Annotated in this window: 10 protein-coding genes; 2 read left to right on the top strand and 8 right to left on the bottom strand. The window is 68.3% G+C overall.

Annotated features, from left to right (window positions below):
- Positions 1-62 precede the first annotated feature (62 nt).
- The 7 genes from V8688_RS15360 to V8688_RS15330 all read right to left on the bottom strand — a co-directional run bounded on the left by V8688_RS15360 (position 63) and on the right by V8688_RS15330 (position 9,269).
- Entirely contained in the window at positions 63-1,277 is a 1,215-nt protein-coding gene (locus tag V8688_RS15360) for a hypothetical protein (protein WP_342801087.1), read from the bottom strand.
- Positions 1,278-1,280: 3 nt separating this feature from the next.
- Positions 1,281-2,504, bottom strand: coding sequence for a hypothetical protein (locus V8688_RS15355; protein WP_342801086.1), 1,224 nt, complete (start codon positions 2,502-2,504; stop codon positions 1,281-1,283).
- An 11-nt stretch (positions 2,505-2,515) separates the two neighbouring features.
- The gene (locus V8688_RS15350) at positions 2,516-3,688 is read right to left on the bottom strand and encodes a hypothetical protein (protein WP_342801085.1); all 1,173 of its coding nucleotides are present in this window, start codon (positions 3,686-3,688) and stop codon (positions 2,516-2,518) included.
- Between the two features lie 226 nt (positions 3,689-3,914).
- A complete protein-coding gene (locus V8688_RS15345; RefSeq protein WP_342801084.1) occupies positions 3,915-5,450 on the bottom strand; it encodes a serine/threonine-protein kinase in 1,536 nt (511 codons plus the stop codon).
- Positions 5,451-5,532: 82 nt separating this feature from the next.
- Positions 5,533-6,774, bottom strand: coding sequence for a hypothetical protein (locus V8688_RS15340; protein ID WP_342801083.1), 1,242 nt, complete (start codon positions 6,772-6,774; stop codon positions 5,533-5,535).
- Positions 6,771-7,985: a hypothetical protein gene (locus V8688_RS15335; protein ID WP_342801082.1), complete on the bottom strand. Its 1,215-nt coding sequence runs from the start codon at positions 7,983-7,985 to the stop codon at positions 6,771-6,773. Before V8688_RS15335 ends, V8688_RS15340 begins: the two co-directional genes overlap by 4 nt.
- Before the next feature lie 78 nt (positions 7,986-8,063).
- On the bottom strand, positions 8,064-9,269 hold the full coding sequence (locus V8688_RS15330; protein WP_342801081.1) for a hypothetical protein: 1,206 nt from the start codon (positions 9,267-9,269) through the stop codon (positions 8,064-8,066).
- Between the two features lie 166 nt (positions 9,270-9,435).
- Between V8688_RS15330 and V8688_RS15325 the strand changes: the two genes are divergently transcribed.
- Positions 9,436-10,728 (top strand): FHA domain-containing protein, encoded by a 1,293-nt coding sequence (locus tag V8688_RS15325; RefSeq protein ID WP_342801080.1) that lies wholly within the window; start codon positions 9,436-9,438, stop codon positions 10,726-10,728.
- Between the two features lie 306 nt (positions 10,729-11,034).
- Here the strand turns inward: V8688_RS15325 and V8688_RS15320 are convergent, their stop codons facing one another.
- The gene (locus V8688_RS15320; RefSeq protein WP_218717725.1) at positions 11,035-12,480 is read right to left on the bottom strand and encodes a metallopeptidase; all 1,446 of its coding nucleotides are present in this window, start codon (positions 12,478-12,480) and stop codon (positions 11,035-11,037) included.
- Positions 12,481-12,587: 107 nt separating this feature from the next.
- Between V8688_RS15320 and V8688_RS15315 the strand changes: the two genes are divergently transcribed.
- On the top strand, positions 12,588-15,110 hold the full coding sequence (locus tag V8688_RS15315; protein ID WP_218717726.1) for an FHA domain-containing protein: 2,523 nt from the start codon (positions 12,588-12,590) through the stop codon (positions 15,108-15,110).
- Positions 15,111-15,278 lie beyond the last annotated feature (168 nt).

Here is a 15,278-nt window from a genome sequence, read left to right as displayed (position 1 = left end):
CAGTGCACGTTCCAACAGGGCAATCTAGCAGGTGCTGTCGCACCCCACAGTGCTCGTGCGTGTCAGCTGAATCCGACCAGCAGCTTGTACTGTGCGGCGGCCCGCTGGTAAACATCCTGCAGGTTGGTGCCGGATACGCCGAACACATATCGACCGATCACACCGTGACACGTCGGGGGTGCGTCGGACGCGTACTTCACTTCGGGTTTCGCATTGAAGCAATGGACGACCGGAAGATTCGGCGGCCCGGCGACCTTCATGTAATCGGTATCGCTGGTCGTTTCGTTGTCCAGCGCCGCGCGGAAGCGGCCTGCCGCGGCCTCGTCGCGCGTGCGGTACACAGATCCGGTGTCGAATGCCACGAGGTCGACCCCGGCGTCGGTGTAGGCGGGCACCATGATCGCGGGATGCTCCTCGAGATGCAGAACAGCCTGGAGCGGATAGGCCGCGGAGCTGCTGGTTCCCTTCTTCGGGCGCTTCGCCGCCTCGGTCGGCAGCACATGACCCAAAAGGCCCTCGGTGTCGAGCGGCAGCTTATCGATCTCGTTCAGCGGCGTCGGGGTGTACGTGCGGAGCATCTCGAGCTGCTTGTCGAAATATTTGCGCACGACTTCGGCGTCCGCGGCCGGGTCGTAGGGGAGACCGATCGGATCGGTGACGTCGATGGACAGCAGCATGTCGCCGCGGACCAGCCAGGCGCGCAGGTGCTGCAGCCGCAGCGGGTCGGTTTTGACCTCCAACTTGGCCAGGCTGTCGGGGTAGCTCGGAATCTGATAGGCCGAGCTCGGCGTGCGGTTCGACAGTTCGGTCGCCGCGAATTTCGCCTGATCCGGCGTCGAGAAGCGCAGGGTGATCGTCGAGACTTCACGGCCGGCGTAGAGCTGGTCCCGCCGATTCGCGGAACTGTCCCATCCGGCGACGACACCCGGAACGACGGTATTGAAATCGGTGGATTCGATTCCCGAGCCGCTGAAGTACGGCGGGTCGACCGCGGTGATGTGCCGACCGCCGCTGAATCCGGTCGCGAAGATGAAGCGCGGATCGAATTGGGAGGCGATCGGAGTCGCGGCGCCGATGCGGATCGCCTCGCGCAGGGCACCCGAGGTCGGTACCCGACTGGGCTCCAGGTCGACCGCTGTCGTCGGGTAGTTGCCGGAATCCAGTTTGGTGACGTCGACGGCCGGTGCCGACGGTGTGGCGGCGTCGGAGCCGCCGCACGCGGCCAGTGCGAATCCCAGGGTCAGCAAAGCGCTGCTCAGGCGAAGTTTTCGCGTCATCGTCTACTCGCTCTTCTTCAGGATCGCGTACTGCGCGGCGGTCCGTTCCTGCAGTGTCGCGTCGACCTGCAGTGCCGCACGTGACGATGTCGCCAGTGACATGACCACGGCGACGTAGCGTCCGTAGACGACTACACAGATCCCGTTGTAGCCACGGTTCGGGTCCGCTTCCTCCAGCCGGAGGCATTGGGCGTCGGCGATACCGGGCGGTGGATCGAGCGCACTGTCGCTCTTGCCCGGCTTGGCGAGGACGGTCTGGAGTGCGAACGCGGCCTCGACATCGCGGGTCCGGTACACGGTGCTGAAACGCCGACCGACCAGGTCGACGCCGGCCTTCTCGAATGCCGCGCGGGCTTCGGCCGGGTTCCGTTCGAAGTGCAGGATCCCCGACGGCTCGAAGGTGCCGAAGTCCTCTTCGTGGTAGCTCATGCCGTACGGGTCGCCCGCCGGTGACTTGCCGGTCGCCCGGCGCATGATGCCGTCGGGATCCAGCGGCAGGTCGAGCAGATCGTCGGGGGCGATCACCCGGTACTTGTCGAGGGCGGGAATCTGCAGGTCGAGGGCCTTCTTGATCTTGGTGGCCAAGCCGGCCGGATCGGAGGTCTCCTGCGACATGCTGACGGCGATCACGAACGGACCGTGCGCCTGGAAAGCGCTGACCGCGCTGCCGTCCTTGCTCGATGCGTTCGCCTCGGCGTAGCCGGGGATCGTCACCGGCTGGCGGGGATTTTCGCCGGTGGTGCTCACCTGGTACATCGCGGCGGCGGCGTTCTTGCTGTCCTGCGCGGTGGCGAAGTGCAGCACGCTCAGGTGCATTCCCTTGGAATCGCGCACGCTGCCGTTCGTGCGTGCCCCGGTGACGCCGGCGATGAAGTTGTTGTCGGCCACCGCGGCCTTGAACTGTTCGGGCAGGCCGTCGTCTTTCGACATGTCCGTGCCGTCGGCGAACACTCTGGTCGTGTCCCGCTTGGTCAGTTCTGGGTCGACATCGATCGGCTGGATCAGAACGTTGAGCAGTCGTCGCCCCTCGATCAACCGGACCGATTTCGCCGTGTCGGAGTACTTCAGCTCGAAGGTGGTCGGCTCGGTGACGGTCGCGCCGGTCTTGAGCGTCGCCAGGTCGACCGGTGTCATGCCGGGCTTGGCCTGGCCGGAAATCGGTGCCGCGCATCCTGATCCGACGACCAGGATGGTGAGCAGCCCGGCCAGCCGCAAGGTGTTGTTCATCTCGGGCATCCTCATCGGCGGGTGAGCAGAATGTATTGGGCGGCGACCTGCTGATGGAGGTCCTGCAGGTTCCCGTCGCGGATCTGCGCGGCGTAGCGGTCGACCTGCAGGTAGCAGATGTAGTCGGAGGTCTTCACCTCACCCTGGGACTCGTAGGTGTTGGCCCGGCACGCGACCGCGTCGGCCAGCTTGTCCGGCGCCGAAGCCTCCTTCGAGTCCGCTTCCGGCTTCTTCCACTCGTCGACGAGGGCCTTCGCGCCCGCCGTCGTGGTGGACCGGAAGACGACCGAGTCGCCGAAGGTGATCAAGTCGACGCCGTTCTTGGTGAAAGTGTTCAGCAGATCGGCGTCCGGATCGGCGAACAGGCTCAGTGCCCCACGGCCGGTGAAGTATCCGTCGGGCTGCGCGCGGACCGGTGCCGACGGATCCGAGGGCAAGGTCCGCCCGAGCAGCCCGGTCGGGTCGAGCGGGACGCGTTCGAGCTGGTCCGACGGGGTCGGCACGAATTTGTCCAGGAGTGGGATCTGCACCGCGAGCGCTCGTTCGACCTGCGCGGTCAGCGAGGCCAGATCGGGTGCCTTGGTCTCGTCATCGATCTTCATGAAGATCACGTAGCGGTCGTGGACCGTCCAGGAACCGATCGAAGAGACCGACGGCCGCCAGTGCGCGTAGGTCTTCGGGTACTTGGTGATCGACACGGATTCGTTGTCGGCGTTGAAGGTGAAGTCGTCGTGCTCGAGGGTCGGACCGACGGTCTCCGCGGTCTTGGCATCGGGGAAGATCAGGACCGAGAGGTTGAGGCTGCGCCGCGGCTCGCCCCCGCTGGGACCGGTCGCCCAGGTGTTCAGCCAGCCGGCGACCAGATCCTCGGCGACCTCGTCGAAGGTGTCGTTGATGATGAGCTTGCCCAGGCCCTTGCGATTCAGCACGATCTGCGTGGGATGGACCAGCGATTCCCGGCGATTGTCGTAGACATAGGCGGGGTCGATCTCGAAGGGGACGGCCACGTGGTCCGCGAGCCGCTGCGCCTCCCACGCCCGCCCCTGGTTCAGGCTCTTGGCGTTGCCGACCGTGCGCGGCTGGGTCTGGTAATTGCCGAAATTCAGGTTCGACGAGTCCGGCTCGGTGCGCGTCGCGCTTCCCGATACCTGCGAGCCGCAACCGATCACGGTGGCGGAAACCACGACGGCGACTGCCGCCTGAACCGCTACGCGCGCCATCGTTGCACCACGGTTGAGCAGCACGCTCTCCCCCTCCAACTGACTAACTGATCCGATCGTGGGCCGACTCGGTCCGAGTCACAGGCCCACCCTTCCCCGGTGATCTGGCTCGCGGGCATAGTAGCGCACCCGCTTGCTCCGAGCTCGCGCTCCAGCAGCGGAGGGCGCCGACGCCGACCGGTCGGGCAGGCTACTTGATCCGGCTCTCGAGGATCGGGACCAGTCGCGACAGCAGGGTCTGTTCCGAGCTCGACGTCCAGGAGCGCATCGCGGTGACGCTGATCGGGTCGTCGATCGGAATGACGGTGGCGCGGGAGCCGGTGATCTGGAAGGGCAGGCCGAGGAGGCCGCCGCCGCCGGCCTTCGCGTCGCTGCGGACGGCGAGGATGTAGCTGTCCTCGGGGACGTCGAGGCGGTCGAAGGAGTTGGCGACCGGGCGGGGCGAGGGCTCCTCGCCGGTCTTGGTGTAGTTGAAGTTGTAGACGAAACCGAGGTCTTCGAGGAATTTGGTCTGCAGGGTGCCGCCCAGATAGGTGGCGACCTTGTTGTCGGCGTCGACGTCGACCATCAGGACGGTCTTGCCGGTGAAGGCCGGATTGTCCTTGCGGGCCTGCTCGATCGGGCTCAGCGCGGCGGTCGAGACGGCGGTGGTGCCCGACCCGCCGGTAGCCGGGGTGTCACCGGCCGACGCCCAGATGCCGATGCCCGCGGCCACCGCGACGACGGCGACCAGGGCGCCGAGGGCGAGGACCAGGCGGTTCTTCGAATTCTTCGGTGGGTCAGCGTGATTCGTCGCGCCGATCGCGGTCACGGCGGTGGGGGACCACTGGGTGTGGGTCTGGATCGGGTGTGTCGCCGACGTGTGGTGGCCGGGGGGAGTCGAGCCGGGGACGAGGGCGGCGGTCGCGGCGGTGGTGAAGTCGCGGCAGGTCGAGAACCGTTCGTTCGGGTTCTTGGCCATGGCGCGCGCGAAGACGTGGTCGATCGCGGGCGGCAGGCCGGGGCGCACGGCGGTCGCGCGGGGCGGCGGTTCGTGCAGGTGGCCCATCATCACCAGGGCGGGCTGGGTCGCGGGATACGGGTTCTGGCCGGTGAGGAGTTTGAAGAAGGCGCAGGCCAGGCTGTAGACGTCGGCGCGGTGATCGAGGTGACCGCCCGACAGCTGTTCCGGCGGGGCATAGGCGATGGTGGCCAGGAAGCTGCCGGTCTGGGTGAGCTCGGAGGCGTCGTCGGTCGACTTGGCCACGCCGAAGTCGGTGAGCAGCACTCGCTCGTCGTCGCCGTAGGTGTCCGAGAGCAGGAAGTTCGCGGGTTTGACGTCGCGATGCAGCAGGCCGCGGTGGTGTGCGAAATCGAGGCCCTTGCCGACCTCGGTGGTGATGCGCAGGGCGCGCAGCGGGGTCATCGCGTGCGGGTCGCGGGCGAGTTCGGCGGCGGCGTCGGTGCCGTCGACGTACTGCATGGCGATCCACAGTTGGCCGTTCTCCTCGCCGCGGTTGTAGACCGAGACGATATTCGGGTGGTCCAGGCCGGCGGCGAGATTGGCTTCGCGTTCGAAGCGGGCGCGGAACTCGGGGTCGCGGCTGAGTTCGGGGCTGAGGATCTTGAGCGCGTCGGTGCGCGGCAGGCTCGGATGCGCGGCCAGATAGACCGAACCCATGCCGCCCGCGCCCAGCTTGCGGATGATGCGGTAGCCACCGACGATGGTGCCCGGGCTCATCGTCATCTCTTTCGGTCTCCTGACTCGTTCCGTGTGCCGCGCTCCGGCGGGAGCATACTGGCCACCCCGTCGACCCGCAGTGCGCAGATCACCGGCTGTTGGCGAAGACGGCGTACTGCGCGGCAGCGCGTTGCTGAGCGTCGAGGAGTTGCTCGCTGCTGACGATCCCGACGTACTGCTTGTAGGCGAGCAGGCAGCTGAAACGCTTCTTCGCGGCCAGCTGTTTGTTCTCCACACAGGTCGCGTCGGTGAGGTTGGGCGGCGGGGCGACATCGGTCGCGGTGGGCCAGAGGAACAGCTTCTCCGACACCGCGCGGCGCGCTGTCTCGGCGTCGGGCGTGCGGATGCCGATCGAGCCCCACGACAGAGCGACCTGCTGGGCGTTCATCTTCGTCAGCTGCTGCTCGATGTACTGGCGGTGATCCGGGAGCGGTCCGCCGGAGTAATGCAGAATGCCGTGCGCGCCGGTGACCAGGAAGGACGAGCTCTCGGGGCTGGTCAGTTCGTCGGGGTTGAGGGTGCGCATCAGGAGATGATCGGGGTCCCAGGGCAGGGTCATGAGCTGTTCGTCGGTCAGCGGCGTGGTCTGGGCCAGCGACTCGATCTGCTTGGTGAGCGCCGACTCGGCGAGGGCGGTGAGCGCGGGCAGGTCGGGCGTCGCCACCGAGAGCAGGAAGGCGATCACATACGGACCCTGCGGCAGCACGACCCGCACGAACGGCGCGTCGGGGCGCCACTGCGCATGGGCGGCAGGGTATTTCGGCAGTGACACCGGCTGGTTGCGCCCCTCCTGCGCGGCGAAATCGGCGTCGTGGAATTCCTTGGCCGCCGCGGTGGCCCGCTCGCCGTCGGGGAACTGCAGGATCATCGTGGTCGCGGTAAGGCGGTTGCTGTCCTTCTTGGTCGGCCAGGTGTCGCTGGTACTGACGCTGAGATCCTTCGACGCGCCGCTGGAATGGAAGCCGTAGAGCATCTTGTGCTTCTGCGCGATGGCCGACATCGCGGTCTGGTTGCCGAGTTCGGCCGGCAGCAACCGGGCGTTGTCGGCGTCGGCGCGGTTGCCGTAGATCATCTGCGGGTCGATGTCGTAGGCGGTGATCGCGTAGTCGGCGATCCGCATGGCCGCCAGCTTGTACATCTCGTAGAAGGCCGGGATGGGATCGTCGTCGTGGGCGTTGGGCGGTTCGACCGGGTACGCGCCGACATCGAGAGTGCGGACATCGATCTCGCCCGGCACGCCGGTGCCGGACACGGTGGCACCGCAGGCGGTGAGGACGGCGGTCAGCAGGGCGGCGATCAGCACCGCGGCGGTGCGCTTGCGGACGGTCATCGGGCGTTCACCAGCAGGGCGTACTGGGCGGAGATGCGCTGCTGGGCATCGAGGAGCTGGTTCGACCAGACGTAGGCGGCGTAGCGGTCGTAGGACACCGCGCAGTAGAAGCGGACGGCGAGCTTCTCCCGGCCGATGTATTCCTTGCACTTGGCGCTCGGCAGATTCTTGGGTGGGTCCGCGGCGGTGAACTTGCGGGTCAGGCCGCCGAGTTCGTCGCGCACCGCCTGCGCGCCGGCGATGTCACGCGCGCGGTAGACGTCGGAGCCGTCGTTGGCGAACAGGTCGACGCCGTTGTCGGCGATCATCTTCGTCGTACTCTCCGGGTCGGAGGAGAAGTGCCGCGCGGTGCGGCCCGCGTACACCCCTGGCGGGTTGATCCACGAATCCTCGCGCGGCCGTGGGGCGGTGCGGCCGAGCATGTTCTCGCGGTCACGCGGCAGCGTCATCAGTTTGTCGACGGGGGTGGGGGTGAATTTCGCGACCGAGGGCACGATGGTGTCGAGGCTCTTGCGGGTCAGGTCGAGCAGAGCCTGTTTGTCCACCTTTTCCAGATAGATCTTCAGGTAGTCGTAGAACCAGGTGTAGATCACGAGATGGCCGGTGGCGAACCAGGATCCGATCGATTGCTGGTCGGGCTGCCAATGCGCTTTCGCGGCGGGATAGCCGGGAATCTCGAGCGGCTGGTTGTTCGGCGCGTAGCCGAAATCGAGTCGTTCCAGGGCGGTCGCCGCGGCGGCGGCTTTCTGCTCGTCGGGGAAGATCATCACGGCATTGACCATGTCGATGCCTTTGTTGTCGGGCGCGGTCTGCGCCGAACTCACGAAACCGCCGATGAAATCCGGCGCGATCTCGCCGAATCGATCGACCGCCATGATCTTGCCGAGCGAGGCCTCGGCGTCGATGAACACCGTGGCGATCGACGGATTGGTGTGGATGAAGCGCGCGTCGACGTCGGCGGGCGTGGGAACGTGGTCGCCGAGCCGCTCGGCTTCGATGAATCGCGCCTGGTCCTGGTTCGCGACCGTGCCGACCTGCCGTGGCTGCGTCGCGTAGGCGCCGACATCGAGGGTGGCGATATCCACCGGACTATCGCTCGCGCCGGACGGTTCGTCGCCGGTGCCGCATGCCACGACGACACCTGCCAGCACGGTGGCCGCCAGCGCGGCGCACGCGGTCCTGGCTGATCTCGTGGCTCGCAACTCGATCATTCCTCCCCGAAACGATGGTCGGCGGAATACTACGTCACCGAATTCGGGGATGGGTGGGGCCGTGGTGCGGCTACGGACTCACAAACTATTCGCGAGCAGGGCGTACTGGGCGGAGATCTTCTGGCGGACGTCGGGTTCCTGGTCGGAACTGACGATGCCGAGATAGCGCTTGTACGGGACGTAGCAGCGGTATTTGTACTCTTCCTCGGCGTCGCCCTGGTTGTTGAGTTGCAGGCATTTGGCGCCGGGGATGTCGGTAGGGGCGGGCAGGGTGTCGTAGTGGCCCGCGCTGTCGATGAGGCCGGTCATCAGGGCCTTGGCGGCGGCCAGGTCGCGCACGCGGGTGATGGAGCCGCCGTCGACCAGGGCGACGGCCTCGGCGCCGGTGGACTCGACCAGGCGCTGGCGGGTGGTCTGGTCGTCGGCGTTGTTGACCAGGTGGGCAGGGTTGTAGACGGCGAAGGAGTGTTGGTCGGGGTGCTCGCCGGACCGGTCCTCGACCACGGCGCGGGCCAGGAGGCGCTCCGGGTCGATCGGCAGATCGCCGAGTTTGTCGAAGGGGGTGGGGGTGAAGGTGGCGAGCTGGGTGAGTTCGGCGGCGAGGGTCTTGTCGACCCAGGCGGTGAGGTCGGCGGAGTCGGCGCGCGGGCGCTGGATGAACAGCGAGATCACGAACTCCTTGTGTGCCAGGAACGCGCCGATGGTCGGCACGTTCGGGCGCCAATGGACGTAGGCCTCGGGGTATTTGGTCGAGGGGAGCTTGCGGTTGTCCGGTGACACCGCCAGGTCGACGTCCTCGAGTTCGCGGGCGGCGAGGGTCGCCGCGGTGGCATCCGGGAAACGGAAGACAGCGGTGGTCACAGCGGTCGCGTCGGCCGCGGGGCGCTTCTGGCCCGACGGATCGGGCTTGTCGGAGCCAAGAGCGGCGTAGCCGGTGACGAATTTACGGTTCTCCAGAACAGGTTTGGAGACATTGGCGACGAAGTCGAGCGCACGCTCCACATCGGGGACCACGGTGCCGCCGCGGCCGTGGGACAGCGACGGATCGATCCGCACGGCGGGGATGACGGCCGCCGACATGCGGGTGCCCTCGACGAGCGCGCCCCGACTGCCCGCGGTGTCGTCGTAGCTGTGGTGATCGGTGGCGTAGGTGCCCGTCTCCAGGCCGCGCACATCGGGTTCGGCGGCGACCGGGGTTCCGGTGACCGCGCAGCCGGTGAGGGCGGCGGCGATCATGGCACCACAGAGTGCGGACGCGATACGGATCTTCGTCGAATAGATCATCGGTGCCCCTTGATGTTCCTCCCGCGGTCCCTTGAAGTTACCGGACCAACGCCGCCCAGGGGGACCTATGTGGGCGGGTTTGCCATAGTCTGGAGGACATGGCGACGACCCTGCTGCGCGGTTCCGGTAGAGGCCGATACCTGTGAGGGATCGGCAGGTCGAAGTCGTGCTCGGAAGTCACGCGGTCGCGCGTGTCGCGGGCGCGGTGATCGTGGTCGCCCATCGCGGGCACGGCAGGCTCACTCCCGACGACACCGCGGCGGTCGCGCTGGAATCGCTGGCCGAGCTCGTGCGCGCCGCCGCCGAGGAAGCGCCGGGCGGACCGGGGTCGGTGGTCGCGCGGGAGGCGACGCGCTGGCTGATGAAGTACGCCGAGCAGATCTCGCCGGGCACGCCGATCGATTTCGGGGTGCTCTCGAGCGCCGACAACGGCGGGGTCGCGATCTTCCTGCACGGCGCGGTGACGGCGGTGCTCGCCGGGGACGGCACCGCGGAGTACTACCGGGGCAGCGACGCCGCGTTCACCGTCGACCGGGTGGCCTCCGAGCCGGCCACCGCGGTCGCGCTGTTCGTCGACGACGCCAAGGGCCGCATTCCCGATCTGCCGCCGGAGCGCGGTGTCGGGTGGCTGGTGGAGGGGATCGCGCAGGCGGGCGGCGCCGTGGTGTGGTCCAACGGGACCCGCTCCCGGGTCCGCACCGCCGAACCGGCGGCGGGCACGCGCAGGCCACCACCGCCCACCGCCCGCATCGATCGGGAACCACGTCCGGCGCAGGCGGATTCGCGTCCGGCCGAGCCGCCCGCCACCGGGATGCAGCCGGCGACGTCGCTGATGGACGCGGCCACCGGTGCCACCGGACCGGCGCACGCGGCCGTCGACCCGCACAACGCCGAGACCAGGAACGCGGGCACCAACCCCGCGCCTGAACCCGACCCGGACCTGCAGCGCCGCCTCGAGGCGACGGCCAGGTCGACGGTGCTCACGGTCAAGGTGATGGGATTCAAGTGCGCGCGTGCGCATCCCAGTGATCCGCGCTCGGCGTTCTGCACGGTCTGCGGCATGCCGGTCGACCAGACCCAGGCGCTCAGCGAGGTGGTGCGTCCGCCGCTGGGCATGCTCGTCCTCGACGACGGCATGACCTACCTGCTCGCCGCCGACGCGGTGATCGGCCGCGACCCGGAGAACTCCGAAGCCGCCCAGCGCGGGCTCATCCCGCTGCGCGTCGACGACACCTCCGGCGGCATGTCCCGCGCGCACGCCGAAGTGCACCTGGTGAGTTGGGACGTCCAGCTCGTCGACCGCGGTTCGACCAACGGCACCCGTACCCGCCTGCCCGGCTACCGCGACTGGATCCGGCTCACCCCGAACCAGCCGATGGTGCTGATCCCGGGCACCGAGGTGATGATCGGCAACCGTGTCCTGCGCTTCGAGCCGGCCGCACCACCCCCGTTCGGCTGACAGAGCCGCACACCACCACGCCCGACCCCACGGAGGGGCGGGTCAGCCGGCGCCCTGAACCCAGCCACCAGGCCCGACCTNAGAGCCGCACACCACCACGCCCGACCCCACGGAGGGGCGGGTCAGCCGGCGCCCTGAACCCAGCCACCAGGCCCGACCTCTAGGGAGGGCAGGCAGGCGAAGCCTGCCGTCGCGGCCGTCCCGTCGGTCAGGTGCCGTGGCGTCCGCGACGAAGGAGCAAGCCACGGCACCTGACCGACGGGACCGGAGGGGCCGCGACCTCGAGCGCGCCAGCGCTCCAACACTTCAGCTGTACCGCGACAAGCAGGTGGTCTCGCCGTTGAGCACGCCCGCCCGGAAGGCGTCGACGCGGGAGAAGCCGCTGGGGACGGTGTTGCCCTCGGTGTCGCTGGCGGCCAGGCCGTCGGTGAGCAGGCCCGAGACGGCCTCGTCGAGGTCGCCGGCCGAGAGCTGGATATCGCCCTGGCTGACCGGGCGGCCGGGCTGGGCCAGCTTGCCGGTGACGACACCGGACAGGCAGGCCGCGCGCAGACCGGTCTTCGCGCCCGTCAGCGCCTGGCCGTGACTGCGCTGCACGGCGAGGGTGTAGCGGGAGATGAACACGACATAGCCGTTGTAGTCGCCGCTGACCTTGACCGGGAGCGGGCCGTCGTCGTCGGTGTCGACCGAGCCGCGCTGCGCCAGCGCGGGCACGTCGGTGGCGATGACGTTCCTGGCCGGGCAGTAGGTGACCGGTTCGGTAGCGGTGCCGTCCTTGCAGTCGATCCTGGCGCCGGAGTATTCGTAGGTCGGAACGTCCTCGACCGGCAGGATCGACTGCAGCGCCTTGCTCAGCTCGACCAGGTTCTCCTTGGAGATCGGGTACTCGCCGCGGCCCTGGTCGCCGGAGAAGCTCTGCGGCAGGTTGCCGCGGCGCTGGTCGATCTCCTCGTCGTCGATGCCCTTGCAGCCGCGCGGGCCGTCGGTGAAGCCGATCTGCACCGCGGTGACACGCTCGAAGGCCGAGCCGTGCACGCTCTCGGGGTCGTCGGGGTCGGAGTCGCGGATCGAAACCGTCGCGGCCAGGACGGAATTCAGGCCGTCGGAGGTGTTGATCGTGAAGTGCTTGGACTTGCCCTCGGCGACGTGGCGCATGAACGCGCCGGCGAAGCAGTCGGCCTGCTGTTCCTTGACCAGGACCGGGGTCTTCTTGGTGACCAGCTTGGCCATGGTCTGGATGGCGTGGCCGTACTCGTGGGCCAGCACCATGACCACCGACATCTTCCCGAAGGTCTCGCTCATGGTGGGCAGCAGCATCGCGCGGTCCCAGCCGATGGAGTTGTCGCTGCGGCAGTAGGCGGCGTTGACCAGGTGGTAGGTGGTCTCCTTGCAGAATTCGATCGCCTGGTTGCGCGAGGCCCTGGCGTTCCAGGACACCAGCTTCTCGACCGGCTCGAAGGTCTCGCCGCGGAACTCGACGCCGAAGGCGTCCTTCCAATACGACTGGATATCGTCGATCGCGTTGAGTGCCAGCGCGTCGACCTCGCCGCCGTCGCCGTTGGACGCGGTCAGCGCCGAATCCGGCACGTTCGGCCGCGGGCCGTTCGGGCCGCCGGTGGTCGGCAGCCCGGCCACCTGGAACGGGTCGTCGTAGATCGAGACCCCGTGGCCGTCGATCGCCCGCGTGCAGCCCGCACTCAGCAACGCGCATAGCACGGCGGTGATCGCAATGAGCACTTGGGGTTTCGGCATCAGTCCCCCTGGTCGGCCGGATACTTGTGCAGGTCGATCGCCGGATCGGGACTGAAGCCGTCTCGGGGGCACCGCCGATGTCCGGGCGATGGCATAGTATCCGCTCCATGTCTTCACCGGGGGCGCAGACCATCACCGTGCGCCATGATGGAACCGAACGAGTCTTCGAAGCGAGCCAGCAGATCACCATGGGCCGGGCGCCCGAAGTGACGCTGTTCGTGGACAGTCCGCTGGTCTCGCGCGTGCACGCCACTCTGCGTTTCCAGAACGGCGCGTGGGTGCTCGCCGACAACGGCAGCACCAATGGCGTTTTCGTCGACGCGCGCAGGCTGAGTCAGCCTGTGTCGATCGATCGGCCCACACAGGTGCGTCTGGGGGACGCTATCAGTGGGCCGTTGCTGCATCTGGTGCCCGCGGCGCCGTCGTCGCGGCATGCCGCGACGATGCTCGCACCGCCGTCGCAGCCGCAGCAACAGCAACGTCCGCCGCAACGTCCGCAGCAGCAGCCCTACCAACCGCCGTCCAGACCGGCGCCGCAGCAGCCGCAGTACGTGCCGACCTCGCAGCTGCCGTCCCAGCCGATGGCGCCGCAGGACAACATCAACATGACCCGCCGCGCCGACTCCTCGATGCTGCCGCCCGTGCGCAAGTCGGCCTCCACCGAGCCGGTGGCGCGCGGCGATCGCATTCCGCCCGGCGGCCTGAGCATCGGCCGAACCTCCGACAATCAGATCGTCGTCAACGATCCGCTGGCCTCGCGCAAGCACGCGCGCCTGGTGTCCTCGAACGAGGGCCTGGTCATCGAGGACCTCGGGTCGGCCAACGGCACCTTCGTCAACGGTCACCGTCAGCAGCGCACGGTGCTGCGCGAGCGCGATATCGTCACCATCGGCAATATCGACTTCGTCGTCACCCAGGGCGCGCTGGCGCATCGGCAGAAGCCGGTCGCCGAGCTCGGTCTGACGGTGCACGGGGTCGGTTTCACCGTCGAGGGCAACAAGCAACTGCTCGTCGACGTCAACATGCAGGCCGGTCGTGGCACGCTGACCGCGTTGATCGGCCCTTCGGGCGCGGGCAAGTCGACGCTGTCGAAGCTGATCGCGGGCAGCACCCAGCCCTCCGGCGGTGTGGTCACCTTCGAGGGCCGCAACCTGCACGCCGAGTACGAGGCGCTGCGCTCCCGTATCGGCATGGTCCCGCAGGACGACGTGCTGCACCGTCAGCTCACCGTCCGCCAGGCCCTCGGCTTCGCCGCCGAACTGCGGCTGCCGCCCGATACCACCAAGGCCGACCGCCAGCAGGTGATCGACGGCGTCCTGCAGGAGCTCTCGCTCACCCAGCACGCCGACACCCGCGTCGACCGGCTCTCCGGCGGTCAGCGCAAGCGCGCGTCGGTGGCGATGGAGCTGCTGACCGGTCCGTCGCTGCTGATCCTCGACGAGCCGACCTCGGGCCTGGACCCGGCACTGGACCGGCAGGTCATGCAGATGCTGCGCGAACTGGCCGACGCCGGTCGCGTGGTGATCGTGGTGACCCACTCGGTCGCCTGCCTGGACATGTGCGATCAGGTGGTGCTGCTCGCGCCGGGCGGCAAGACCGCCTTCGCCGGCCACCCCGGTGGCGTCGGCGCCGCGCTCGGCACGACCGACTGGGCCGAGATCTTCGCCAAGGTCGCGGCCAACCCGGACCAGGCCTTCGCGGCCTATCGCTCCAGGCAGGCCTACGTGCCACCGCCGCCGCCACCCGCGCCGCTGAACCGCGGCAACGCGGGCGCGCCACCGCAGTCGAGCGGGATGCGCCAGTTCAGCACGCTGGCGCGCAGGCAGTTGCGATTGATCTTCGCCGACCGGGGCTATCTGATCTTCCTGGTGGTGCTGCCGTTCATCCTCGGCGCGTTGTCGCTGGTGGTGCCCGGTAGCGACGGCTTCACCGAGGGGCCGCTGATCGCCCAGCCGGACGGATCGTTCGCGCGATCCAGCGGTGGCGAGGCGCAGCAGCTGCTGGTCGTGCTGATCCTCGGCGCGTGCTTCATGGGCGCCACGCTGACCGTGCGCGACCTGGTCGGTGAGCGGTCGATCTTCTATCGCGAGCGCGCGGTCGGCCTGCTGCCGTCGGCGTATCTGATGGCCAAGATCGTGGTGTTCAGCGTGACCGCGTTCCTGCAGTCGGCGGTGCTGGTCGGCATCACCTTCCTCGGCAAGAAGGCGCCGCCGGAGGGCGCGCTGATCCCGAACGGCAGCGTCGAGCTGTACTTCGACATCGCGATGACCGCGGTCTGCTGTGTGGTGTTCGGTCTGCTGATGTCGAGCCTGGCCAAGTCCAACGAGCAGGTCATGCCGATGCTCGTGGTGATGATCATGGTGCAGCTGGTGATGGCGGGCGGCCTGATCCCGGTGACCGACCGGGTCGGCCTCGAGCAGGTGTCGTACCTGTTCCCGTCGCGCTGGGGTTACGCCGCGGGCGCGGCGACCGTCGACCTTCGCGAGCTGGTCATCGGTGCGCAGGAGGATCCGCTCTGGGAACACAAGCCGGGGATCTGGATCCTCGACATCGTGCTGTTGATCGTGATCACCTCGATTCTGGCGGTCATCACCTGGAGCCGGCTACGCCTGAAGAAGTCGCAGGCATGAGCGGTCAGCGCCCGGAGGCGGCAGCTCGCGTCACCACGGAGGGTGCCCGAGCATGCCTGAGCGGGCACCGCATGAGCGGTCAGCGCCCGGAGGCGGCAGCTCGCGTCACCACGGAGGGTGCCCGAGCATGCCTGAGCGGGCACCGCATGAGCGGTCAGCGCCCGGAGG

The organism is Nocardia sp. No.11, assembly GCF_038752175.1.
Lineage (GTDB): Bacteria > Actinomycetota > Actinomycetes > Mycobacteriales > Mycobacteriaceae > Nocardia > Nocardia canadensis.
This window is presented reverse-complemented; position numbering and strand designations above follow the sequence as displayed.